Here is a 22,996-nt window from a genome sequence, read left to right as displayed (position 1 = left end):
CAAGCAACCGTTACATCCTTGCGCTCCCGCAAAAGCTAGAAAGCTATTGCAAGAAAGAAAAGCAGTTATTCATAAGAAGTATCCTTTTACGATTCGGTTAAAAGAAAAGAAAGAAAAAGCTAAAAAGTGACTATCGATTGAAGATAGATTATGGAAGTCGCTACACGGGTTTATCCATCACGAAGGACAATCATGTGGTCTGGTTAGCTGAAATCCATCATCGTACGAACATCAAGAAAAAATTAGATGATAGACGTCAGCACAGACGATTCAGAAGGCATAAGTTAAAGTACCGTCAATCACGATTCTTGAATCGAAAGAGGAAAGAAGGGTGGGTACCTCCATCTTTACAAAGTCGAGTGGATCACATTCAATCATGGGTTTACAAAATAAGAAAACTGATTCCTATAGGATACATTTCGTATGAAAATGTAAAGTTTGATACACAACTTCTACAAAATGCTGAAATTAGTGGAATAGAATATCAACAAGGGGAATTAACAGGTTATGAAATTCGCGAATACCTATTAGAAAAATTTGATAGGAATTGCATGTACTGCAAAAAAAAGAATGTACCATTAGAAATTGAACATATTATCCCTAAAAGTAGAGGTGGCAGTAATCGAGTGGATAACTTAGGTATAAGTTGTCATTCTTGTAACCAAAAGAAAGGAAACTTAACTGCAGAAGAATTTGGTTATCCGGAAATTCAGAAGCAAGTTAAGAAGTCATTAAAAGACGCTGCCATCCTTAATGCAACTCGTTGGAAGGTCTATGATATCTTGAAGAATACAGAGTTAGACATCGAATGTGGCACGGGTGCCCGAACAAAAATGAATCGCATCCGTTTAGAGTTAATTAAGACACACTACTACGATGCTTGTTGCGTAGGCAAATCAACACCTGATACGCTTATCTTTGAAACGAAAGATGTCCTTATCATTAAGGCGCTAGGCAGAGGAACGAGACAACGAGTTTCACTTGATAAATATGGTTTTCCGAGAGCCTACTTTCCTCGTCAAAAAGATTATTTCGGTTTTACAAGTGGGGATATGGTTAAAGCTGTTGTCCCTCAAGGGAAAAATAAAGGAATTTGGCATGGTGGTGTCGCTTGTAGAAGTACAGGGAGTTTCAATATCAATCTGAAAGAAGGGAGAAAACAGGGTATTAACTATAAGTATTGTCAAACTACCCAAAAAGCAGACGGGTACAAATATATGATAGAAAGGAGAGAAGCGTAAACCAATCACACACGTCCGCACGAATGGATTTTGGGGGTTCCTGTGATTTGGTTTCGTGATTGACATGATAAGTCATGAAATATTACAAGAAATCAAGAAGGATTTGAAAGAATACCACTCGGAACTATATTTAGAATCCTTTGTAAATATGGATGCTAGGGAGGTATTAAAGCGAATTGTCAAAGAAAAGCATCAAACGATTTTAAAAGATGATGAGCGATTGAATTATGTCGTATCTGAAATCGTTGGGTTAGGTGTAATTGATGACATCATAAGTAAGGATGAAACAGTAACGGATGTCAGTTATAACGGAACTTCTTTAATTGTTGAAACACCAAATGAGAAGTATGAACACGAAAGTGTTATTGAAGAAGATTATATTAATCAAATTATACAAAAATTCGCTAATGCAGTAGGAAAGGAATTTACACCTAAGTCACCAATTCTTGATGCCGCACTTAATAATCTTAGAATCAATGCTGTTCATCGTTCTATCAGTAGTTACGGTACGACAATGGCTATCCGTGTGAGTCGTCCTGTACTTGCACTTAATCATAGTAATTTTGACAACTTTGCTCCTGAGTATATGTTGGAATTCTTTGAAGCAGCTGTTGCATCACGATGTAATATTGTTATTGCTGGTGAGACGGGAACAGGAAAAACAGAGTTTCAGAAGTTCCTAACAAGCTTTATTCCCTTTAATGAGAAAATTGGTTGGATTGAAGATACTTTAGAGGGGCATGTTAAAGAACTATTTCCGGAAAAAGACATTATTAGTTGGTTGGTGACACCAAGTACAAATCATTCTACGTTAATTAAAGCTATGTTAAGAAATAATCCAACGTGGATCAACGTTTCCGAGACAAGGGGAGAAGAAGCCTATGAGATGATTCAAGCAGTATTAAGTGGTCACCATATTATTACTACCGCACATACAGTCAACGCAAAAGCTATACCGACTCGCTTTATCAATATGGCCAAGATGGGTTATGCCGTTGATGAGAAATCATTAGAAAGAGATATTTTTAGGTATTTTCAGTTGGGCGTTTTTATTAAAAAGAAACGCATTAAAGGGAAGATGATACGTTTTTTATCAGAAGTTGTTTTCTTTTTAGATAACGGACAGTGTCACACAATATTTGAAACAATTGAAGAAGATGATGATCTCAATCATCGCCTTCATACTTTACCAGTTGAATTTGCTGATCGGTTAAAAGAGTTCAATCTTCAGCTAAGTAACGTGTTGCGCAAGAATCAACCAATACCAGTGTAATAGATAGGAGGTACATGAAGTGGCAAAGAAAAAGAAGAAAATTTTTAATATTGATGAAATCAACGCTTATCGGGTCGCATACGGTAATCCAATTGAACGGAAAGACATTATCAAATCGATAATCTTTCCGTTTTTTATATGCGCTCTTTTTGTCTTCATCTTATTTTTTAAATGGTGGCTAGCTGTTATTGCAGGTTTTATCGGTGTGGTGTATGCATTCAGCTATACGATTCCTCAAAATGAGCGAAGAATTTACGAGCTGAAATCGTTTAAAGAACGCAATAAATTTGTGAACAACATGACACAAATTCTAACGAATGCGGATCGCACAGTCTTACAAGCCATACAGATTGTATCTGATCGAGCAGAAGGAGAATTCAAACAAGAATTAATGATTTTACAGTCCGATTTAATCGAGGGGTCTAGAGAAATAACATTGCGAGCTTTCAAGCGTTTGGAAGAAAAATATCCTAGCGATGTGATGTTTGCGCAGTATATTGAGCAACTTACGACAGCAGCTTTAGAAGGCAGGAACAATTTAGATACATTAAAGGATATTAAGTCGTATCACAACATGGTTAAAGATCGGCAAAACTCATTCTTTATATCAAAAGAAGAAAAACACAGAGAATTTAATTTCATGGTTAAAGTAGCGTTGATATTCATAGGTGCTATTATCTTTTCATTTGGCTTCCGACAATATATCGATGTATTTACTAACGGTATTATTGGTTGGGTGACAGCGAGCATCTATTTAGTTGCTATTATGTTTATCTATCATTCTTTTAATCAGCGAATGGCAGATGATAGTGTACTGGAGGTAAATGTATGACAACGATGGAAAAGATTTATCATCGATTAGCTGAAAAAGACCTTAGAAAAATGTTACATCGCATGAGATATAGTGAGGATAAATTTTATGAAATACAAAAGAAAAGGGTCATTCGTGGCATACTGATGCTTCTATTAAGTATATTTTTAAGTTTTTTTTCTTGGACATATGGTGTGTTTGGCCTTATATTGACTGTTGTTCAATGGATGAGTCAATATCGATCAATTAAAGGTAGTTATCGAAATTTTATATTTAAACAACAATTAAACTTTTCTAAATTTGCAAGAATGCTAATTCCTTACCTTTATGAAGATGGAGCAACCTTATACAGTGTATTTAATCGCTTATTAAATCGACTAGAAGAAAGCTATGTAAAGCAATGTTTAGAACGATTAATTATAGACATGAATAATCATCCGAATTCTGCTATCCCATTCAAAGAATTTGGAGAGACAGCATCAGGAACAGATGAAGGTGTTTTATTTATGCATACATTGCATGATTATCAACAGAACAGCTTTGATCGCAGTATTATTCAAGAACTTGGACGCATGGCAAGCGAAGATTTATTTAAGGGAATAGATGAAATTATTGCTTTTAAATTAAGGAAATTTAATTTGTTTCCTACTAAATTAACAATGATTAATTTAATCATTGTTATGGGCTATATGCTTGCGGTATTTATGGATTTGTTTAAAGACATCCTACCTAAATAGATGTCGTGAAAGGATGTGATTAAATGTTAGAAGGCAGTATTATGAGTGCCGGAAAAATGTATATGACCATGATATTGATTGCGCTGATTGTAACAATATCAGTTTTTCTTTTTCATGTTCAGCAATCCAATCATTTTAAGCAGTATGTGAATTATCAGATTGAACGTTCCGGCGGACTCACGGTGGATACGATAGACACAATTAACCAATATAGCAAACAAAATTTCAATGGTATTTTTTCCTTGGATGATTCTCAACAAACAGGAAAAAACCATACGGTGAAACTGTCGAGTATCAAGCGAATGTAAGTATTAAGTTTCTATTTTTAGACTTCGATATTGTTGAGTTACCACTTTCGGGATCAGCAATATCTTTAGTTAGATAAAAAAATTGAAGGAGGTGTTATTCATGTTAGATCAAAACACAGACCGTTCAGGTTGGGCGATGGTTGGACTTGTTGCTCTAGGTATTACTTTAACTATTGTCACAGCAGCATCAACAGAAATTGGTGGTTTAGTTGTCGATCAAGTTAAAGCTTTATTTTTAAATGCATAAAACAAAATCTAATTTAACAGAATAGGAGACGATAAAAATGTTAGATCAAAACACAGACCGTTCAGGATGGGCAATGGTGGCACTTGTTGCTTTAGGAATTATTTTAACTATTGTCACAGCAGCATCAACAGAAATTGGCACGTTAATTACTGATCAAATTAAAGCACTGTTTACTGGTTGATGAGTTGCATTGCTCGTTAATACACAACGAACGCTTCTATACATGAAGCTATATTTTAAATTCAGAATGGAGAATGACACATGAAAAATTTAATACTTAAAAAGACTTCTAAAATCACATTAGCACTAGGTTTTCTATACTTTATTTTATTACCGGAGGTAAGCTTCGCAGCATCGACAGGCCAAGTAAAGAGTAAATTAAATAGTGGTTTTACGGCAATACAGGGTGTCTTAACAGGGATTGTTGTTGTTATTGGTGTAATTGCAGCCATTAAAATTTTCCTTAAATATATGCCTTCTTTAGACGATCCACATAGTAAAAATGAAATGTGGAAATCTATCGGTGGTGTGGGTGTTGCGGTTGGTGGCGCAGCGGCAGCTGTGTGGCTTGTACCATGGATTTTTTCACTCTTCCAGTAATCATAGCGAAATGGGGAGATAAGTATGTCAGATGTTAATGATGTAAAAGCAAGTTTACTAGAGTTGTTAAATGAAGGGAGAGAGAATCGTCGCAAGTGGTTTTTTCCCCGAAATGTTGATAGTCGTTACAAATTAATTGCTAATCTCACGTTAGGTGAGATTGTTAAATATTTTATCCCTGCACTAGCTTTAGTTGCAGGGATTTGCTTTATACCGCCTTATAATAGCGTCATTCTTTGGATAGTAAAATCTGTTTTTATTGTACTGATTCTACTTGTTCCAATGGTTTATGTTATGTATCGGCCAGTAAAAGGACGAGATAATATTCGTACGAAAGACTTTATCAAGGAATATGCAATGTTCCAACAAAAACAAAAAATATATTACAAAGAACCGAAAAAAAAGACCGTGGGAGGTTGATCCGTCATGAGTGATAAATTTATAGATGAATTAAGCCCGATTGGCGGTGTGTATTCAGATTTTATCTATATGAAAGATAATCGGTTGATATCCATTATTAAAGTGCAGGGGTTTAACGTAGATATGCTATCATCCTATGATCAGAACACATTATTTGATGATTATGGTACATTCATTGCACAAAATGCACATTATCTACCGCAAACTGTATCAAAAACAGTTCCTATTAGGTTGGAAGATTATATTAAAAATTGGAAGAAAGTTTATGTCATATCTGAAAAAGAAACGCAAGCCAATGAAGAATTACGGCAACTGAGAGCAAGCTATTTAGCAGAATATCAAAAAGTAGAATCGAATGTAAAGATGGCCAAGAAAGAACATTTTATGGTTTTGAGTGAGGATATCAAAAAGCCGACGATTGAATTTTTAAAAGCAGCTGAACAAAACTTACGAGCAAAAACAGACGAGGTTAAACGGTCTTTAGGTGATTTCTTAGAAGGATATACATCGAATATTACTGTTTTGAGTAGTTATGAGGCGAAGAAATTACTTCACCAATACTTAGATTATGAAATGTCTATGTTTGGATAGGAAGGGTTCTAACTTTTAAGTTATATCTATAAAAAATTATAAAAATAACTAAATATTTTATATTTTTCATCAAAATAATAAGCAAAGGGGTGAAAATATGAATTGTTATCCGATTGGTGAGTTTCCAAAGAAAATCAATGTCATCGTATTCAGTTGTCGCTTGAAAGGAAAAAGAGCGAACAAAGCCAAGAAGTTATTGCATGAGTTGATCGAAGATGATTAAAGCCTACAAGATCAAACTCAATCCAAATAACAAACAACGCACTCAATTAGAACATTCCGCAGGAGTCGCTAGATGGGCGTATAATTGGGCGTTGGAACAAAAGAAAAAGCATTACGAAGAAACAGGCAAGACGATTTCACAAGGGGATTTAAGGAAACATTTGACGAAACTGAAACAAACTGACGACTATCAATGGCTATTTCAATTCAGTAACAATATTACGAAACAGGCAATCAAAGATAGTGATGAAGCGTTCAAGCGTTTTTTTAAAGGACAAGCAAAATACCCCCGATTCAAGAGCAAAAGAAAATCGAAGTGGTCATTCTATAACGATAATCACAAGGTGAAATTGTCTGATACACATATCCGATTAGAAAAAATCGGGTGGGTTAGATTTGCAGAAACAGGATTTTTATCAAACGAGTTCAGACCGTTAGCCTACCGAATTAGCCGATACGGGTTGCATTGGTATGTCAGTATAACCGTTGAGAGACCCGATTCATCTGATTACTCAACACCTGTAAATGAGCCAATCGGTATTGACTTAGGGATAAAGACGTTGGCAACGGTTAGTCATGGAAAGATTTATACCAATATCAATAAAAAAAACCAGGTTAGAAAGATCGAGAAGCGTCTGCGGAGGTTGCAACGGCAGGTTTCTCGTAAATACGAAATGAATAAGGAGGAACGACGTTATCGGAAAACGTGCAACATTATAAAAATCGAAAATGAGATGACGAGGTTGAGAACACGTTTGAACCATATTCGAACTGATTATATTCACAAAATGACGAGTGAGATTGTGAGAACCAAACCATCGCACATTGTCATTGAGGATTTAAACGTTCGGGGTATGATGAAGAATAAGCATTTGTCTGATCACGTTTCAAAATGTCATTTCTATGAGATTCGCAAACAACTGACCTACAAGACAGAACAGTTGGGAATTTCATTGGTTGTGGCAGACCGTTGGTATCCTTCTTCAAAAACATGTTGTGAATGTGGCGTGATTGACAAAACACTGAAACTGTCTGATCGAAAAATGAAATGTAAGTGTGGAAGCAGGATAGACAGGGACTTAAATGCCAGTATCAACCTTTCAAGATTAGCCGTATAGTCACAATCAGGACACGGCTGATTGTACCGTGAGTTACACGGGAATTAACGCCCTCGGAGTGTTACAACAAACGAGAGTAGTATCTTTACAGATATAAAATCGGACACAGTGAACAGGGAAGAAAACAAAAAACTCTCTTTTGTAGATTTTTATAAGTTTTTCGTAACGGAGAATAAAGTTTGGGATTACTAACACCTTCAAAAAAGAAAAGTAAAACACAAAAAACAACAAAGAATGAGATAAAATCACTCATTGATCAAGAATCTTTGGAAAGTATTTATCCATTTGTGTTTGAATTAAACAGAGAATATATTGCATCGAGTGGAAATTACATTAAACCTTACGTTATTTTGACGTATCCAAGTGAACCGACAGGAAATTGGCTCTCCCCTTTAAAAAAACTAAAGGGAAATATCACGATCAGTCAGTTCCTTGAACCGGCTAACGGGGAGGTCTTAAACAGTTACTATAACGAAACGATTAAGAATAAAGAAGCTGAATTATTAAGAACAGTTGATTATCAAATGCAACAAAAGATAAACCGAGAGATTAAAACCGCAAAACAGCAATTGGAACAGTCGTTAGACGAAAAAAGTGCGTATGTTTATTTATATACATACATACTCCTGCAAGGGACGTCTGAAGCTGAATTAAAGGCCTTAGAAGAGAATTTAAACCGCATCTTGTTAAAACTACACGTTAAAGCTATCACGCCTTACAGACGTATAGATGAAGCATTTTGGTCAACGCTTCCAATACAACAAAATTCTTTAAAAGAATACACGTACTATATGACAAATTCAATGAGTGCCAGTTCTTTTTTTCCGTATGATGATAATGAAATTTGTGATATCACGTCAACTTCGACATTAGAAGGGATTAATAAAGAAACGGACAGTTGGATCTCGATTGATTATAAAAACAAGCGAAAAACACTTAATCGTGGGAAAGTTGTGATTGGTACTTCCGGTGTTGGGAAGACGACTTATATGTGGTCAATCTTATTAAAGAAGCTCGCTTTAGGTGAAGATCAGATTTATATTATTGATCCGGAAAACGAATACAGCGAAAAGGTTCGGAAATATGGCGGAACGGTCATTGATTTATCAAGCGTCAGTTCAACGATCATTAATCCCTATCAAATTTTTTCATCGGTATTGGATGATGAAGAAAATAATCACAGTATTCATGAAGATTTAAGCGAAGTGGAAGTTGAAAATTTAATCAAGCAACGGATTCAACGATTAAAAGGGTTTCACAAAGTACTAAAACCTGATATGAATCAAGAAGAAATATCAATTATCTCGTCGGAATCAAAGAAACTTTACGATACGTTCCGGTCAGTTAAAAATCTTAATAAAATGGAGAATACAGACTGGCCGATTTTAGAAGATTTATATAATCGCTTGAGCGAGATGAAAAGTCATGATCCAAGTAAGTTTAAACGTGTTGAAAGTTATTATTATATTTTAGAAGACTTTGTTCATGGATCAAGTACGTTATTCAACGGACATACGAATATTGAGTTAAATACAAAGGTTGTGTCCTTTAATCTAAAGCCACTTCAAACAGAAAAAGACGTACAAAGCGCTGCTTATCTCAACACATTTTCTTATCTTTGGGAGATTATCACAGCTGATAAAACACAGTCTTGTGAACTTTTTTGTGATGAATTCCACTTCTTATTATTAAATGAGGAAAGTGCTGATTTCTTCTTTCAAGCCTATAAACGGTTTCGGAAGTACAATGCAGGGGCGACAGTCACCACCCAACAAATTGAAGATGTATTGAACGCTCCTAAAAATACGGGCGCTGCTATTATCGGTAATAGCTTTACAAAGATATTTTTCGGATTAGAAGGACGAGAAGTCGATGTATTAAAGGAAAAATTAAAACTTCCCTTCAGCGAAAAAGAAATAGGTTTCCTGAAGCGTCAAACACAGGGGGAAGCACTCATTAGTTATGGTAGCCAACGAGCGTTTTTAAAAGTTGTTCTAACGGAGGAAGAAAAGCGCATCTTGAATCCTGAAGAGTATGAACGTACGACGGGTAAAGACGCACGAATACAGCCTGATTGGTCAAGCAAAGTATTCCTTACACAAAATGAAATATTTGAAATTGAAGATTTAATCGATAAGGAGGAGCGATTGAAACGATGAAAAAGATTACGACCATCGATAACTTAACGTTTTATGTAAGTGGATTATCTTATAAAGTTGAGGTCAACGAATCAGATACAACGGCAAGATCAATTGAAGATTTAGAAGACCTTGAACGTATTCATCCTGCTTATGTGGAATTAGACAGTGTTAGTCGATCAAATCAGAAATACCAATTAAATTATGAACTTCCAGAAGGCTATCAACCTTTCACACATGCAAAGAAGTATAGATTAGTATCAAAATTACAGCTCATTCAACGGCTGTTAGCATTTGATCCTTTAGGTGACGGAACAAAAACATATTTAGATTTGAATAATGTCTTTTTCAAAGGGTTTAAAGAAATTAAAGTATTATATCGTTCAAATGGGCACTTACCTTATCACGGTATTACCCCTTTAGAACAGTATAAATTGTTTGCACTAGGGTTAATCAGTGAAAAGTTCACTTATAAAAAATATGTGGTGAACAAAGATTTATTGTTAAAAAAAGAAGATGAACATTTGTTGTATCGTATTAATGCAGCGCAAACCGTTAGTGAATTAAAAACATTAATTAGTGAAGTGTTGGTTGATGAACAAGCTAAGTATCATGAAAAAATAAAAAAAAGAAGTTGATCAGAAACAATCTAAAAAAAGAAAATCATGGGTATTAAGAGGAGTTCTAACGATATCAATCGTTAGTGCTTTTTTCTTTGGCATGCAACAAGTTGAATCAACCTTGGCCAACGCTTATAAAGATGATCTATATCAATTAAATTTAGAGAATGAAATTTTGCTTGCTGCATCATCCGGCCAAGTAGAACAAGCAGCGCAATTGATGGAAGAGAGAGGGGACGAACCGAAAGCCATTGCCCGTTTATTTTTAGATACTGGCATGTATGATGAAGCCATCGCCTATGATGAGACAATGGAAGAAGCCGTTATTGACCGATTATACGAACTAGATCAAAAAGAAAAGATTTTAGGTTTGGCATCAGATTCAGAATTCATGACCGTCGAAAAGCAAATTGTAGAATATAATACCGATGTGTTGGATAATCAAATATCACTAATTGAAAACAAAGACACACTTAAACGTTTAGGTTTAGCGTATATTGAACATGAAGAATATGAAAAGCTAGAGCCATTACAGCAATTTCTAGATGATCAAGAGCTTAACCAATATGTTGAACGCTCATATTTGATGAAAGACATTACAGAAATCAATAGACAAATTTATGAGTTATCAGAAAATAATGAAGAAGATAAGAGTGAAGAAATTGCAACATTGAATGAAACGTTGAGAAGTAAACAACGTGAATTACTTGAAATTGAAGAATCTTTAGGGATTGACGAGCAATGAATCCAATCGTCGCTAAAATTGCCATACAGTTAGCTGCTGAAGCTTACAAACATCGAAAAAAGATTATAATTATTATTATTTCAGTGTTAATTTTCCTTCTCATTTTGTTTGCAGCCATATTTGGTTCTTCAGATGAATCCAAAAATGACTATCCTAATATCAGTGATGAGGTAATGGCTTTTTATCCCGTTGTATCTAATTATGCAATGGTCTATGATATTCCGGAATATACGGATATAATTTTAGCTATTATTATGGTTGAAACAGAGGGAAAACAGCTTGATATTATGCAAAGTTCGGAGTCTTTAGGTCTACCAGCAAATTCTATTACAGATCCAATCACTTCAATTGATGCAGGTATTAAACATTTAGCTAAAGTGATAAAAGATGCTGAAAATCGAGGTTTAGATTTTTGGACACCAATTCAAGCCTATAATTATGGTGGAGGATTTAATGATTATGTAGCGTCAAATGGAAAACAATATACCTTTGACTTAGCGTCAAGTTTTGCAGCAGATAAATCAAATAGCAACGTTGTTCCTTATAACAACCCTGTCGCATCTTTTAATGGCCATTGGCGTTATAGTTATGGAAACATGTACTATGTAAAGTTAATACAACAGTTAATTGGTGGCGCTAGTGATATCGGTAATGTTGATGCAAGTCCTTTAGGCGGTGATAACTACCAAGCACTAATGAGTGAAGCTATACGCTATGATGGTTGGTCGTATCAGTGGGGTGGTGAAAGTCCCCGTACATCGTTTGATTGTTCAGGTCTTACGCAATATGTCTACAACTCAATTAGTTATGGTTTACCACGGACAGCTGCTGAACAATATAAAGCAACGATTCGGATAGCTGAGCCACAACCAGGTGATTTAGTATTCTTTAAAGGAACAAACCCGTCTCGTCCAGCGAATTCTATAACTCATGTTGGTATTTATGTTGATAATACTCGAATGTTTGATGCATCATCTTCGGGAATAGGCTATCACAATTGGTCAAGTGGTTATTGGGGTAAACACTTTGCCGGGTTCGGAAGAGTTTTCAAATAAGGAAGGTGGTAAAACATGAAGTTGAAATTAATTATTGGTTTGAGTGTTATAACGGTTCTTTCTGTGTTTGCTAATCTTGTTATTTCCTTAAATTTAACACAAGCATTGGCCGAGAAAGATGATGCCATTGATAAATCTCAGAACTACGAAAAAAAACTTGAAGAATTAGAGGAAAAAACAACACAAGAAAGTCGCCAAGAATATGTAAATGGTGATGCAATTGAACAACTGATTGAATCTTTTTTTAGAACGCACTACGAATATGATCAATCGAGTTATAAAGAGAGAATTCCTAATATTAAGGCATACGTTAGTGACGAAGTATATGGCCAATTAACAACGGCTGGCGTTCCTGAAGTACCTAGTATTGAATTCTCGAATACTGTTGAAAATATTCAAATATATTTGACGGAAAAATCATCGCATGTCGAGTCACTCATTTTATTAGATACCACATATCAGGTCGCTGATTTTGATAACTCTGTCATAACGCAACTATTCAATGTTGAAGTAAAAGACAATGTGATAACGAAATTAGAGCTAGTCGGTACGTTTTCCAAACTCTCAGAAAGTTAGGTGAATGAAGTGAAACTAAAAATAACTATGGTGACGGTATTGAGCCTATTGCTGTATGCAATGGTGCTTTTTTTATCCGGTATTTTACCTTTAATAGGTGAACATAAGACATCTTTTAATCAATCTATTCTTGTTGAATACACAATTGACTTAATGTGGCATCCTTTTTCAACAGCTAAAGCAATGATTATTGACGGAAATCCCTTGTTTATCATTGGCATGATTGCGGCCACAGGTGTTATTGTTTATATGATAGTTAAGATGTTTTCAAAAAAAGATTATGAGAATGTGGGAGAAAATTATGGGGTGCAAGGTTCAGCTCGATTTGCTAAGAATAAAGAGTTGTTTATTGATGAACAATTATGGCACCTTGATTCTAATTTGCTAAATAACATTATTGTAAATGATTTTAAAAAAGAATTGAAAGATGGTGAATGATATGAAGGAAGCCTACAGTGGCATTATTTCAGGTATCAAAGATGGTGAGTTACTTATTCAACATGAAGAAAGTAAATTAGCTAATCGTAATTATTATGTTGTAGGAGGGCCTGGTTCTTTTAAAACACAGTCGTTTGTTTTAACGAACATGGTCAATATAAGAGATTGTTCCATCGTTGTGACAGACCCTAAAGGCGAAGTCTATGAAAAGACAGCGAAAATTAAAGAAGCTCAAGGTTATGAAGTTCGGGTAATAAATTTCAAGAACATGACAGCTTCAGATCGATATAATCCTTTCGGATATGTACGTAAGGATTTAGATGCGACAACTGTTGCAAATACGGTTGTCAGTGCAAAAAACGATCCAAAGAAAAAAGACATTTGGTTTAATTCTCAGCTTAGTTTACTAAAAGCACTGATATTATTTGCAAAGACTGAATTTCCACCAGAGAAACGCAATATGGAGGGTATCTTAGACTTTCTACAAGAATTTGATCCTGAAGCCAATGAAGACGGCGAAAGCGAATTAGACAATCAATTTATGGCCTTAGATTTAAGACATCCGGCTAGGCGTACTTACGAATTAGGATTTAAGAAATCACAACAAAACACAAGAGGAAGCATCATCATTAGTTTACTCACAACTATTGGTGATTACGTTGATGAAGAAGTATCAAATTTTACAAGTACGAATGATTTCTTTTTTCAGGACATTGGTAAAAAACGTATAGCACTATATGTATTAATCCCTACGATGGATAAGACATGGGAATCCCTGATTAATTTATTCTTCACACAAATGTTTCAAGAGTTGTACTTACTGGGTGATAATCATGGTGCAAAACTACCCGTACCAACCGTGTTTTTACTGGATGAATTTCCTAACCTTGGTCGTTTTAATGATTATGAAGAATTTTTAGCAACTTGTCGTGGTTATCGCATCGGGTGTTGTACCATTCTTCAAAATCACTCGCAAATGGTTGATAAATACGGTCGAGATAAAGCTGAATCGATACTTGGTAACTGTGCATTCAAACTGTGTTTAGGTAATGTTAACGAAACATCGGCAACCTATTTTAGTAATCTGATGGGTAAAACAACCATCAAAGTTGATACAGGAGGTCATTCAGTATCGAAAGGAAAAACAGGTAGTTCATCCAGTTCTCATAATTACTCATATTCTCAACGATCGTTGATGAACATGGATGAAATTTTAACGATGCAAGAAGATGAAAGTATTTTGATTATTGCTGGCAAGTATCCTATTAAATTGAGAAAAGCCTTTCAATTTAAGTTGTTTCCGAGTTTACTTGATCAATACGAGGTATCACAACAAAATTATCGGCATCATATGTCTGATGAAGCAAAAGCATATTATGATCGTTTAAATGAAGCCTATAGTAATGGTGTAAAGACAATTGAGGAGAAGCAATCAATTGACGAGCAAAATGCATCAGAAGATATTCAAACGGAAGAATTAAATGTAGCAAAACAAATGATGTCCGTGTTGAGAGATGAGGTGGAGTAAATGGTTTCAGATTGGATAAAAGGGGAACTTAATGGTTTAATCGAAGACACTTTAAACGGTTGGATAGAAGAGTTCATGAATTTTATTTTATCACTCGTCAATGAGCTCGTTTTTAATATACCTGAGAATGATTTTGCAAACGATGTAATTAATATTTTAACTTGGTTGACCAGTTTGGCTGCGGTTGTCGTTGTCGTTTATAAAATTATCGAGTACATCATCAATACATCAACAGGGACACAACAGTACCCTTTAGATGAAATTTTCGTTCGTGTGGGAAAAAGCGCAGGAGCTTTATTGGTTTTACCTTGGTTTTTGCGTTGGATGATCTTTGACGTAGCTTTTCCTTTATCCAACTATTTTGCGGCAGCAGGGACAGATTTTGATGGACAGGCCGGATTCACACTATTAAAAGCAGCTTTAACAGGTTTTTATACAGGGATGGGTGGCATTGTACTTGTTTTATTTTTAATCTTTTTCCTGGTTGTCTTCATTATGTTTCTTTATTCCGTTTGTGTATTTTATGCAGATATATTACTGATGCAAGTTTTTATCGCCCCCGTAGCTTTATCAATGATCGCTGATGATAATAACTTTATGCAAGTATGGTGGAGAGAATTGTTATCACAAGTGTTATCACTATTAACAAAACTCTTTCTCATGACGCTCATTATTAACACTTTATTTACAGGTGAAGGTAACATGATGCTAGCGATTGGGGCGGGAGCACTTATTATTAAAAGTCCATCTATACTAAAACATATGTGGTATGGCGGTGGCGGTGCACGTGCGACAACAAGAGGTATTGGATCAGGTGGATCAATGGCTACACGTGTTATGATACAAAAGTTAATGAAGTAGGGGGTAACAAAGTTGTATTTGATAGAGTTTAAAAACATCAATCATACAGACGATATATTCTCTTTCGGTAAATACCTCACATTTACTAAGGCAAATGAGATGCTTTTAGAAGCTGTTAATCGATATAAGATTAAAGGCAAGAAGTCTAAAATCGGTTATAAAATTATTGAACAAGAATCCAAAGATATTTTATTTAACTCTCGCATCATCATTAATGGTGATATCGAGAGTCTTTTTAATATCATTTTAAATAATAAGGGCATAGATATAGACATTAAAAACTATGTTAAAAACGTTTCTGATGAAGCAGTTATAGAAACAAGTATTAATATCCCTGAAGCGAAAAAACAAAAAGAAAAAAGTTAATGATCTACGTGAAGAAAAAGAGCAATTAGTTACTTTACTTAGAGAACAAGAAAAAGAGTCTAGTAATAGGGAGTTAGAGCATCAAGAACAATTAAATAGACTAAAGCAAGAAATCGATCAAATTAAACAAGTTGTAGATAGCAAGGGAAATGAAGAACAAAAGTTAGAACAGGACCGTCTTAATCAGATAAAGGCATTAGAGGAAAAAAGATATCAACTTGAGCAACAAGCTCAGGAAAAAAGAAATGAAGAAAAACGAAAAAGAGAGCGTCATGAAAAAACGTTAGCTGAACTTGAGAAACAAAAAGAACTAGCTGAGGAAGAACTATCAACTTTAAATGAACAAGTAGAGATGTCTGAAGTTGAACGTAAAAAAAGACGACTAGAGCTTGAAGAACAACAACGGGAGTTAGAAAGAAGTAAAGAGCTAACATTAAATCAAATGACATTAGAGGAAGCGAAAGTAGATGCAGAATTCCCTTTAAATAATTCTGAAAAAGAAGCACCACTCACACAAGCCGTTTCTGTACCAAACATTGAAGAAGAAGAGCAAAATAAATGGATTATTTTTTCAAGAAAAACATGGGGAATAGTAAAAAAAATTACTCGATATATATTTATTAATAGCAAAAGACGTTTACGAGTGCATCGACAGAATAAACGAAAAAAGAAGGCTTTTGATGAACAATTACAGAAAGCGAAGATAGCATTCTTAAAGGAAATTCAGCAAGATAAAAAGCATCGAGAAAGACAGATTACGAAAGCTGAAAGAGAACGTTTAAAGGATCAGATGGCTTATGAACGCAAAGAAGCTCGTTATTTGAGAGAGATAAAGAAAAAGAAAAGAAGTTTTCCATCAAGAACTATATTTAGAATGTTAATAATTCTTCTGTTGATCTATGTTGCATTTGATTTCTTCATAAACCGTGATAGCAGTTATTTAATGATTATCCAAGAGAGGGGAAAATCTGTATATTATTCATTAATTGAATCTATTTTTAGCCTATAAGGAGGTTGATATTGTTGTTTGTTAATGAAGATCAAAAAAAAGTGGCTAACGATGTGGATATGTTGATTATCTTCTAGCTATAGGAGAGCCTTTGAAGCAAGAAGGAAGTTATTATCGTCATAGTGATCACGATAGTTTAGTTATCAATACGAAACAAAACTACTTCACATGGAACTCAAAAGGCGTTAGTGGTAATGCCATTACCTATTTAATGCACGTGAAGGGATTGAGTTTTCAAGAGTCTGTTCTCAAAATAAATGCCGATCTTGGCCAAAAAGAAATCAAGACATTTGATCATCAAAGTTGCAATAATTACTTAGATGAGTTTGTTTATAACGTAAATGAAGTTAGTAATACAGATGCTATTGAGTCTTACCTGATTGGTGAGAGAGGTATAGACAAAGATATTGTAAGGGATTTAATTAAAACAGATTATATAAAGCAGGACAGCTACAAAAATATTGTTTTCAAGTGGAAAAAAGACAATATGACTATTGGAGCCAGCTTACAAGGAACTACACTTATTCCTGAAGAAAAGCGAATTAGCCCAGACCGAGCTTATTTCAAAAAAATACTTAAAAACACCGAAGAAAACACGTATGAAGGTTTTTCCGTTCAAATAGGTCAACCTAAAAAAATATACTTTTTTGAATCGCCGATCGACTTGCTTAGCTATATGAGTTTATATAAAAAAAATATTAAGAATTGTTTGCTTAAAAGTATGGATGGATTAAAGCATGAAATCGTATTTAGAACAATATCTAGTACGTCAGATGTATTGAGACAACAAAAAAAGGATATTGAACAAATAAAGTTATGTGTAGACAACGATCAAGCAGGTAATGAGTTCGCTAATAAATTATCGTGTTATGCATATAAGAGAATAGATAAACATAAAGTGAAATTTACTTCCCATGTTCCCCAACGACCTAAAAGAGAAGAAAAATGGGATTGGAATAATGAGCTTAAAAAAAAGAAGATAGATAGGAGAATGGATCATGAAGGAAGTCTTTGTTTGTGAAAAACCGTCAGTAGCAAGAGATTTAGCTAAAACACTATCAGGTGGATATAAAGAGATAGGTGGCCACTATCAAGGAAATGATGGCCGTATCTATGTGAGTGCTTTTGGTCACCTTGTTACATGTGTAAAACCCGAAGAAATGAATAGCAATTGGGGATGGAAGGGTGATATATCACACCTTCCATTTTTCATTAAAGATATACCTAGAAAAGTAATTGATGATACCGGTATTAAGAAACAATATAAAATAATTGTTGATCAGATGAAACAAGCTGATGTTATCGTTATTGCGACAGATGCAGGGCGAGAAGGAGAACATATTTTTAGAAATATCTATAAACTTGCAGGTATCAATAAGCCATTAAAGAGATTGTGGGTACAAGACAGCACGGATTCAGGTATTCTAAAAGCTTACGAAAACATGAAAGATGGCCAAGACTATGAGGCTTAGCAGAAGCAGGAAAACTAAGGGAAGAAAGCGATCTTCTTATTGGATTAAATGCTACACAACTCGCAACAAAAGTGACTGGCAATCAAAAAGTGTTGTCATTAGGAAGAGTACAAACACCTACTCTTGCTATGATCGTTAAACGAGACTTAGCAATTGAAAACTTTTCAAAAGAAGTGTTTTATACTGTCATTGCGCCTATTAAAGATGGTAAAGGAGCATTTGAATTAAAATCAGATAAAGATGAGCGATTAGATAAAAATCATGCAAATACAATCCTTAATATGTTGGGTAATCGCACGGGCTGGAAAATCGATAAGGAGATTAAAAAGGAAAAGCCCAAAGGGCTATTTGATTTAACAACCTTACAAGAATACATGAATAAAAAGCATAAGTGGGGAGCAAAAAAAACACTCACTGTTACGCAAAAATTATATGAGAGTAAGTTTGTAACGTATCCTCGTACAGACAGCACATATATTGCAAGTGACGAAAACTTACCAGGTATTTTAGAAAAACACCAAGATAATGATGTGGTAAATCACATACTTACAGAAGGATATAAAATAGAGAAAACATTTGTAAATCCATCAAAAGTTAATGATCACGAAGCTATTACAATCACAACAAATGCAAATACAAAAAATCTCGAAGGTGACCAAAAATTACTGTATAACGAAATATTCACTCGTTTTATTGCGGCTTTTTATCCTTATGCTGTTAAAGAAATAACCACTCTTTCATTTAGTGATGGCGAATATCGTTTCGATACAAAAGATTCACGATATATTGAATTAGGTTGGCGATCTCTATATGATGAAGAAAAAAAATCAGAAGATACATTATCTAACGTAACATTAGATGATATTTTAGATTATGAATTAAAAGAAAAAGCAACAGCGCCACCAAAATATTATACAGAGGGTTCGCTGATCAATGATATGAAAAATGCCGGAAAGTTTTTATTGGATAAAGACGAACGTAAAATGTTAAGTGTAGTACAAGGAATCGGTACGGTAGCAACAAGAGCTGAAATTATCGAGAAATTATATCAGCGGGAATTTATTATGAATAAGAACGGAAAAATTATGTCCACTGCTTTAGGTCGTGAACTCATTAATATGATGCCGGACGATTTCAGCTTGTACAATGTTAAATTAACGGCCTTTTTTGAGACATTATTAGCATCTATTGAAAAAGGTGAGCTAAGTACGGAAGTTTTTTATGAAGAACTTGAAGGCATGATTAATAAGATGGCCAAGGAGATAAGAAAAAACGCAAAACAATTATCTTCAGGAAAAAAAGAAAAAGAAGTGATTGCGAAATGTCCGAATTGTGGCCGTCCAATGTATGAAAATCAGAAAGGTTATTCTTGTTCGGGATATAAAGAAGGATGCTCTACAACACTATGGAAGAACGGGTTAGAAAAACTCGGAAAGAAAAACATCTCTAAAACAGAAGCACAAAAACTTTTATCGGGGAAAAAAGTTAATGTAGCACTAAAAAGTAAAGCAGGAAATAAATATAAAAAAGACGTTACATTTAATACAAAAACGAATTGGATTGAAGTTGTTAAATAGTTAATAGGGTGGTGCTATTTTGAGAAAAAGAAAAACAAGTTTGTGTTTGTAGTTGCGTTAAAACAGCCTCTAGTAACAACTAATAAATAGGAGATGACATCATGTCAATAACAATTAGTTCAAAGAAAAGTATGCTAGGTAATAAAGCAATTTTAGAGCAAGATCACTTAAAGAAAATTGAACATTATATTAAACAGTTAGAAGCTAAAAATAGGGAATTAACACAAAGTAATAATAGTTTGACCAAAGAAGTTGGCTTATTAAGAGTAAGGTCTGGCAAATTAGCTTCGGAATTAAGTGATCTAAATTCCGAAAATAGTCAGCTAGAACAAGGCTTATCAGATGTTATTGATAATGTACCTAGATTTGATGAATATATTAAACTTTTGGGATTTCAAAGAGTAATAAATCGTCGATCGACAGAAGCTGAAATGTATCATTTTAATAAGGCAGAGGCTCAAGATGTTTTTAAACTAGGCTCAAATGTTGTTAAGAGTTTCATGAAAAACGAGGAAGCAAATATTCCATTTAGAAATGACACAACTAAAACAGCCAAGCTACTATTTGATAAACAAGTTAGTTCTACCGGAAATGATTACACACTGAGAGTTCAAGTGACAGATAGGGCTGATAATTCGATTGAAACGGATAGGGTAAATGATTTTATAAATAAGTACGAAAAATACATTACTTTAAACAAAGTCGAACAGTCAATAGATTCAATGAAATTACTTGAAGAAGTAGTAGATAATAAATATTCTATAATTTCAGCCAAAGAAGAATTGGATAGCTTAGAATATCTAAAATCGAATGTTTTAAATGGTATACATGAATCTTATCATGATGAAATTAGAGGCGGATTTATGAGCTATGAACATATTTCGGCATTAGAAAAAAAAGAAAATGCTAAATTAGATGTTGAAATTGCAAATACAGAAAAGTACTTGAATAAATTTCTTGATAAAGAAAAAGAATTGCAAAAATATATTGAAACAAACGGGAGTAATTATAATGATTATCTCAAAGATAATCGAGTGGATGAAATAGTTGACTACATTGGTCATACTGGTGATAATTTTGAAGATGCATATGATAACGTTATTGAAGATAAGCAAGAAACATCGCAAAGTTTAAGCTTATAACTTTTTAAAAGATCTCTTTCTAATAAGAAAACGATAGATGTTTGATAATCACTATTTAAAAGGGGCAGATAACGAATGAGTAAATTAGATTGTTTAATATCAGGTGTATTTCAAATTAATAAATAGGGTGGTGCTATTTTGAGAAAAAGAAAAACAAGAATAAATTCAGTAAATATGATACTGTTTTGTGTGCTATTTTCTTTAATAATGGTCGTATACCATCAGGTATATTGGCCATTATTTTTATTTGTTACTATTGTTGGATGTATAGGGTTTACCAGGGTTTTAATTAAACAAAAACTGCAACTAAGACTCAAAAAATCCGGCATAGAAGACATCCTACAGATGGACGGCTTTCAATTCGAGCATTATTTGGCCACGCTATTTAGAGACAATGGTTATGCTGTCAAAGTTACAAGTGCCAGAGGGGATTTTGGCGCTGATCTCTTACTAAGTAAAGATGGTAAAAAAATTGCTGTCCAAGCGAAAAGATATATTAAACCAGTTGGGATTAAAGCTGTCCAAGAGGTTATTGCTGCAGCAACCTATTACAAAACCAATGAATCGTGGGTTGTCGCCACAAACAGTTTCACAAAATCAGCAAAGGTGCTCGCTCATGCTTCAGAAGTAAAACTAATCGACAAAGAAAATCTGATTAGCATGATATTGAAAATGAATCCTGAAGCAAACGAAGTAGCTTCTAACACCTTGAAAAAAATTAAACCGAAAGATATTCGTTGTAAAAAGTGTGGTGGTGTCATGAGTGTGAAAAAAGGTAAGTACGGTAATTTTTATGGCTGTAGTCACTATCCAAGATGTACTCATACACAAAAGGTTGGATCATAAAGCGCATTTAAAGTCTCGTATGTGGTATATCAAGTTGAAATTAGTATATTGATTGTTGTCAGAGGCGATTTTAGAGACGATAACCTTTCATTAGTTGAGTAATCATCGGTAGACGTGAAGAAAATGCTGAAAATAAGGTAATATTTCACGAAGAAACCTGTAAAAATTTGTGGTAAAGTCATTAAGAACACTATACAAGAAGGATGATTGATTTGAAAAGAATTAAACACGTATTTATTATTTTATTTGTGGTAACAGTACTTGCTGGATGTAGTTCATCAACTAACATTCAAGGGGAATGGGATGCGGTAAGCAGCGACGGCATTGTTGGTGTATTTGATTTTAATGAAGATTCGACGTTTTCATGTACGATTGGCATATTTCAGAATAGCGGTGTATACGCTGTTGAAGATGGGGTTATGGAGTTGACTTATGAGGGGGATGAACCAATGTTTTATGACCTCGATAACAGCGAGAAAGATGTTATAAATCTATATTCAATTGATGAAGAAGGGAATAGAGACAATAGAGAGAACATTGAATTATCATCGAAATAACAGCAATCGATAAGGTGGCTTCTACAGCGACCTTATCGATTATTAACTTTATTTTTTAATCGTTTCTATTGAATTCACAAAAACTTCTGTCTCATCACTTTCAATCCAACCAACTATTTCATCCTCTATAGATAAACCTAATTCCTCTAACTTTTTTTGATTATATTCTACTTCTACAAGTAGCTTTGCCATATTTAATGACCTCCTGGACTTATATTTTTTAATATATGAGAAGGGATTCAACCCTCTTATATGAATTCTATATATATACTTTCCCCAATCCTCTGAAGGGATTGTGTCTTATTGTCGATAAATCTATAAAATCGCCTTTTTCATCCTGTCTAATCTTAACTACATTGTTCATACACTTGATAAAGCCATCGGTTAGATTAATGTCACATGTTCGGTATGCCTTCCCGTACGCTAATAAATCAGGTTCATGTCCTATCCGTGGGATTTGTACCGTTTTAAATCCTATCTTTATTTCTTTCATGTTTA

At 34.3% G+C, this 22,996-nt stretch carries 28 protein-coding genes and 2 pseudogenes; 28 read left to right on the top strand and 2 right to left on the bottom strand.

Going from position 1 to position 22,996, the window contains the following annotated elements:
* Positions 1 to 46 precede the first annotated feature (46 nt).
* The 28 genes and pseudogenes from iscB (at position 47) to JCM19043_RS13660 (ending at position 22,498) form a co-directional block, all read left to right on the top strand.
* Positions 47 to 1,241 (top strand): annotated as a pseudogene (gene iscB, locus JCM19043_RS13775) (RNA-guided endonuclease IscB).
* A 64-nt stretch (positions 1,242 to 1,305) separates the two neighbouring features.
* Positions 1,306 to 2,514, top strand: a complete 1,209-nt coding sequence (locus JCM19043_RS13770; RefSeq protein ID WP_062323358.1) for a CpaF/VirB11 family protein — start codon at positions 1,306 to 1,308, stop codon at positions 2,512 to 2,514.
* Between the two features lie 19 nt (positions 2,515 to 2,533).
* The gene (locus tag JCM19043_RS13765; protein WP_062323356.1) at positions 2,534 to 3,346 is read left to right on the top strand and encodes a hypothetical protein; all 813 of its coding nucleotides are present in this window, start codon (positions 2,534 to 2,536) and stop codon (positions 3,344 to 3,346) included.
* A complete protein-coding gene (locus JCM19043_RS13760) occupies positions 3,343 to 4,062 on the top strand; it encodes a hypothetical protein (protein ID WP_062323354.1) in 720 nt (239 codons plus the stop codon). The genes JCM19043_RS13765 and JCM19043_RS13760 overlap by 4 nt, the downstream gene beginning before the upstream one ends.
* Before the next feature lie 23 nt (positions 4,063 to 4,085).
* The gene (locus JCM19043_RS13755; protein WP_062323352.1) at positions 4,086 to 4,370 is read left to right on the top strand and encodes a hypothetical protein; all 285 of its coding nucleotides are present in this window, start codon (positions 4,086 to 4,088) and stop codon (positions 4,368 to 4,370) included.
* Between the two features lie 100 nt (positions 4,371 to 4,470).
* A complete protein-coding gene (locus tag JCM19043_RS16970) occupies positions 4,471 to 4,617 on the top strand; it encodes a hypothetical protein (protein WP_197274820.1) in 147 nt (48 codons plus the stop codon).
* Between the two features lie 37 nt (positions 4,618 to 4,654).
* Positions 4,655 to 4,798: a hypothetical protein gene (locus JCM19043_RS16600; protein WP_156321427.1), complete on the top strand. Its 144-nt coding sequence runs from the start codon at positions 4,655 to 4,657 to the stop codon at positions 4,796 to 4,798.
* Between the two features lie 80 nt (positions 4,799 to 4,878).
* Positions 4,879 to 5,217 (top strand): CagC family type IV secretion system protein, encoded by a 339-nt coding sequence (locus JCM19043_RS13750; RefSeq protein ID WP_062323350.1) that lies wholly within the window; start codon positions 4,879 to 4,881, stop codon positions 5,215 to 5,217.
* 24 nt (positions 5,218 to 5,241) lie between these two features.
* Positions 5,242 to 5,637 carry a hypothetical protein gene (locus JCM19043_RS13745; protein ID WP_062323348.1) on the top strand — a complete coding sequence of 132 codons (396 nt, stop codon included), beginning with the start codon at positions 5,242 to 5,244 and terminating at the stop codon, positions 5,635 to 5,637.
* 6 nt (positions 5,638 to 5,643) lie between these two features.
* The gene (locus JCM19043_RS13740) at positions 5,644 to 6,228 is read left to right on the top strand and encodes a hypothetical protein (RefSeq protein WP_062323346.1); all 585 of its coding nucleotides are present in this window, start codon (positions 5,644 to 5,646) and stop codon (positions 6,226 to 6,228) included.
* Between the two features lie 139 nt (positions 6,229 to 6,367).
* Positions 6,368 to 6,451: pseudogene (locus tag JCM19043_RS16595) on the top strand (IS607 family transposase); the annotation flags it as partial.
* Complete coding sequence (locus tag JCM19043_RS13735; RefSeq protein WP_062323343.1) at positions 6,444 to 7,568, top strand: RNA-guided endonuclease TnpB family protein; 1,125 nt, start codon at positions 6,444 to 6,446, stop codon at positions 7,566 to 7,568. The pseudogene JCM19043_RS16595 and the gene JCM19043_RS13735, both read left to right, overlap by 8 nt.
* A 179-nt stretch (positions 7,569 to 7,747) precedes the next feature.
* Complete coding sequence (locus JCM19043_RS13730; RefSeq protein WP_062323341.1) at positions 7,748 to 9,727, top strand: VirB4 family type IV secretion system protein; 1,980 nt, start codon at positions 7,748 to 7,750, stop codon at positions 9,725 to 9,727.
* Positions 9,724 to 10,344, top strand: coding sequence for a type VII secretion protein EssB/YukC (locus tag JCM19043_RS13725; RefSeq protein ID WP_062323339.1), 621 nt, complete (start codon positions 9,724 to 9,726; stop codon positions 10,342 to 10,344). The genes JCM19043_RS13730 and JCM19043_RS13725 overlap by 4 nt, the downstream gene beginning before the upstream one ends.
* Before the next feature lie 82 nt (positions 10,345 to 10,426).
* Complete coding sequence (locus JCM19043_RS13720; RefSeq protein ID WP_062323337.1) at positions 10,427 to 11,071, top strand: hypothetical protein; 645 nt, start codon at positions 10,427 to 10,429, stop codon at positions 11,069 to 11,071.
* Positions 11,068 to 12,126 (top strand): lysozyme family protein, encoded by a 1,059-nt coding sequence (locus JCM19043_RS13715; protein WP_062323335.1) that lies wholly within the window; start codon positions 11,068 to 11,070, stop codon positions 12,124 to 12,126. Before JCM19043_RS13720 ends, JCM19043_RS13715 begins: the two co-directional genes overlap by 4 nt.
* A 15-nt stretch (positions 12,127 to 12,141) precedes the next feature.
* Complete coding sequence (locus tag JCM19043_RS13710; protein ID WP_062323333.1) at positions 12,142 to 12,702, top strand: hypothetical protein; 561 nt, start codon at positions 12,142 to 12,144, stop codon at positions 12,700 to 12,702.
* Entirely contained in the window at positions 12,703 to 13,140 is a 438-nt protein-coding gene (locus tag JCM19043_RS13705) for a hypothetical protein (protein WP_062323331.1), read from the top strand.
* A 1-nt stretch (position 13,141) separates the two neighbouring features.
* Positions 13,142 to 14,668, top strand: a complete 1,527-nt coding sequence (locus tag JCM19043_RS13700; RefSeq protein ID WP_231631563.1) for a VirD4-like conjugal transfer protein, CD1115 family — start codon at positions 13,142 to 13,144, stop codon at positions 14,666 to 14,668.
* The gene (locus JCM19043_RS13695) at positions 14,669 to 15,529 is read left to right on the top strand and encodes a conjugal transfer protein TrbL family protein (protein WP_062323327.1); all 861 of its coding nucleotides are present in this window, start codon (positions 14,669 to 14,671) and stop codon (positions 15,527 to 15,529) included.
* Between the two features lie 12 nt (positions 15,530 to 15,541).
* Positions 15,542 to 15,895, top strand: a complete 354-nt coding sequence (locus JCM19043_RS13690; RefSeq protein ID WP_062323325.1) for a hypothetical protein — start codon at positions 15,542 to 15,544, stop codon at positions 15,893 to 15,895.
* A 352-nt stretch (positions 15,896 to 16,247) separates the two neighbouring features.
* Positions 16,248 to 16,904 (top strand): hypothetical protein, encoded by a 657-nt coding sequence (locus tag JCM19043_RS13685; RefSeq protein ID WP_062323323.1) that lies wholly within the window; start codon positions 16,248 to 16,250, stop codon positions 16,902 to 16,904.
* A gap of 91 nt (positions 16,905 to 16,995) precedes the next feature.
* On the top strand, positions 16,996 to 17,925 hold the full coding sequence (locus JCM19043_RS13680; protein WP_062323322.1) for a DUF3991 domain-containing protein: 930 nt from the start codon (positions 16,996 to 16,998) through the stop codon (positions 17,923 to 17,925).
* The gene (locus JCM19043_RS17845) at positions 17,903 to 18,376 is read left to right on the top strand and encodes a toprim domain-containing protein (protein ID WP_231631562.1); all 474 of its coding nucleotides are present in this window, start codon (positions 17,903 to 17,905) and stop codon (positions 18,374 to 18,376) included. The genes JCM19043_RS13680 and JCM19043_RS17845 overlap by 23 nt, the downstream gene beginning before the upstream one ends.
* 38 nt (positions 18,377 to 18,414) lie before the next feature.
* On the top strand, positions 18,415 to 19,953 hold the full coding sequence (locus JCM19043_RS13675; protein ID WP_231631564.1) for a DNA topoisomerase: 1,539 nt from the start codon (positions 18,415 to 18,417) through the stop codon (positions 19,951 to 19,953).
* A 101-nt stretch (positions 19,954 to 20,054) separates the two neighbouring features.
* Positions 20,055 to 21,095 (top strand): hypothetical protein, encoded by a 1,041-nt coding sequence (locus JCM19043_RS13670; RefSeq protein WP_062323320.1) that lies wholly within the window; start codon positions 20,055 to 20,057, stop codon positions 21,093 to 21,095.
* Between the two features lie 138 nt (positions 21,096 to 21,233).
* Entirely contained in the window at positions 21,234 to 21,941 is a 708-nt protein-coding gene (locus tag JCM19043_RS13665) for a restriction endonuclease (RefSeq protein ID WP_062323317.1), read from the top strand.
* 212 nt (positions 21,942 to 22,153) lie between these two features.
* Positions 22,154 to 22,498 carry a hypothetical protein gene (locus tag JCM19043_RS13660; protein WP_062323316.1) on the top strand — a complete coding sequence of 115 codons (345 nt, stop codon included), beginning with the start codon at positions 22,154 to 22,156 and terminating at the stop codon, positions 22,496 to 22,498.
* A 48-nt stretch (positions 22,499 to 22,546) separates the two neighbouring features.
* Here JCM19043_RS13660 and JCM19043_RS16590 read toward each other — a convergent pair whose 3' ends face one another.
* Positions 22,547 to 22,690 carry a hypothetical protein gene (locus tag JCM19043_RS16590; protein ID WP_156321426.1) on the bottom strand — a complete coding sequence of 48 codons (144 nt, stop codon included), beginning with the start codon at positions 22,688 to 22,690 and terminating at the stop codon, positions 22,547 to 22,549.
* Positions 22,691 to 22,757: 67 nt separating this feature from the next.
* On the bottom strand, positions 22,758 to 22,996 hold a 239-nt coding region (locus JCM19043_RS17840), incomplete at its 5' end, for a hypothetical protein (protein WP_231631561.1).

The organism is Halolactibacillus sp. JCM 19043 (assembly GCF_001310395.1).
GTDB classification, from domain to species: domain Bacteria; phylum Bacillota; class Bacilli; order Bacillales; family Amphibacillaceae; genus Halolactibacillus; species Halolactibacillus miurensis.
The sequence above is the reverse complement of the archived record's forward strand: the minus strand, read 5'-3'. Positions and strand labels throughout refer to the sequence as shown.

What these genes read in the sequence shown, in the direction of transcription:
- JCM19043_RS13685 (WP_062323323.1), top strand. Translation starts at nt 16,248, where the DNA reads ATGTCTGAAGTTGAACGTAAAAAAAGACGACTAGAGCTTGAAGAACAA.
- JCM19043_RS13770 (WP_062323358.1), top strand. Translation starts at nt 1,306, where the DNA reads ATGATAAGTCATGAAATATTACAAGAAATCAAGAAGGATTTGAAAGAA.
- JCM19043_RS16600 (WP_156321427.1), top strand. Translation starts at nt 4,655, where the DNA reads ATGTTAGATCAAAACACAGACCGTTCAGGATGGGCAATGGTGGCACTT.
- JCM19043_RS13760 (WP_062323354.1), top strand. Translation starts at nt 3,343, where the DNA reads ATGACAACGATGGAAAAGATTTATCATCGATTAGCTGAAAAAGACCTT.
- JCM19043_RS13750 (WP_062323350.1), top strand. Translation starts at nt 4,879, where the DNA reads ATGAAAAATTTAATACTTAAAAAGACTTCTAAAATCACATTAGCACTA.
- JCM19043_RS13695 (WP_062323327.1), top strand. Translation starts at nt 14,669, where the DNA reads ATGGTTTCAGATTGGATAAAAGGGGAACTTAATGGTTTAATCGAAGAC.
- JCM19043_RS13670 (WP_062323320.1), top strand. Translation starts at nt 20,055, where the DNA reads ATGTCAATAACAATTAGTTCAAAGAAAAGTATGCTAGGTAATAAAGCA.
- JCM19043_RS16590 (WP_156321426.1), bottom strand. Translation starts at nt 22,690, where the DNA reads ATGGCAAAGCTACTTGTAGAAGTAGAATATAATCAAAAAAAGTTAGAG.
- JCM19043_RS13745 (WP_062323348.1), top strand. Translation starts at nt 5,242, where the DNA reads ATGTCAGATGTTAATGATGTAAAAGCAAGTTTACTAGAGTTGTTAAAT.
- JCM19043_RS13720 (WP_062323337.1), top strand. Translation starts at nt 10,427, where the DNA reads ATGCAACAAGTTGAATCAACCTTGGCCAACGCTTATAAAGATGATCTA.
- JCM19043_RS13725 (WP_062323339.1), top strand. Translation starts at nt 9,724, where the DNA reads ATGAAAAAGATTACGACCATCGATAACTTAACGTTTTATGTAAGTGGA.
- JCM19043_RS13710 (WP_062323333.1), top strand. Translation starts at nt 12,142, where the DNA reads ATGAAGTTGAAATTAATTATTGGTTTGAGTGTTATAACGGTTCTTTCT.
- JCM19043_RS16970 (WP_197274820.1), top strand. Translation starts at nt 4,471, where the DNA reads ATGTTAGATCAAAACACAGACCGTTCAGGTTGGGCGATGGTTGGACTT.
- JCM19043_RS13715 (WP_062323335.1), top strand. Translation starts at nt 11,068, where the DNA reads ATGAATCCAATCGTCGCTAAAATTGCCATACAGTTAGCTGCTGAAGCT.
- JCM19043_RS13755 (WP_062323352.1), top strand. Translation starts at nt 4,086, where the DNA reads ATGTTAGAAGGCAGTATTATGAGTGCCGGAAAAATGTATATGACCATG.
- JCM19043_RS17845 (WP_231631562.1), top strand. Translation starts at nt 17,903, where the DNA reads ATGAAGGAAGTCTTTGTTTGTGAAAAACCGTCAGTAGCAAGAGATTTA.
- JCM19043_RS13740 (WP_062323346.1), top strand. Translation starts at nt 5,644, where the DNA reads ATGAGTGATAAATTTATAGATGAATTAAGCCCGATTGGCGGTGTGTAT.
- JCM19043_RS13700 (WP_231631563.1), top strand. Translation starts at nt 13,142, where the DNA reads ATGAAGGAAGCCTACAGTGGCATTATTTCAGGTATCAAAGATGGTGAG.
- JCM19043_RS13735 (WP_062323343.1), top strand. Translation starts at nt 6,444, where the DNA reads ATGATTAAAGCCTACAAGATCAAACTCAATCCAAATAACAAACAACGC.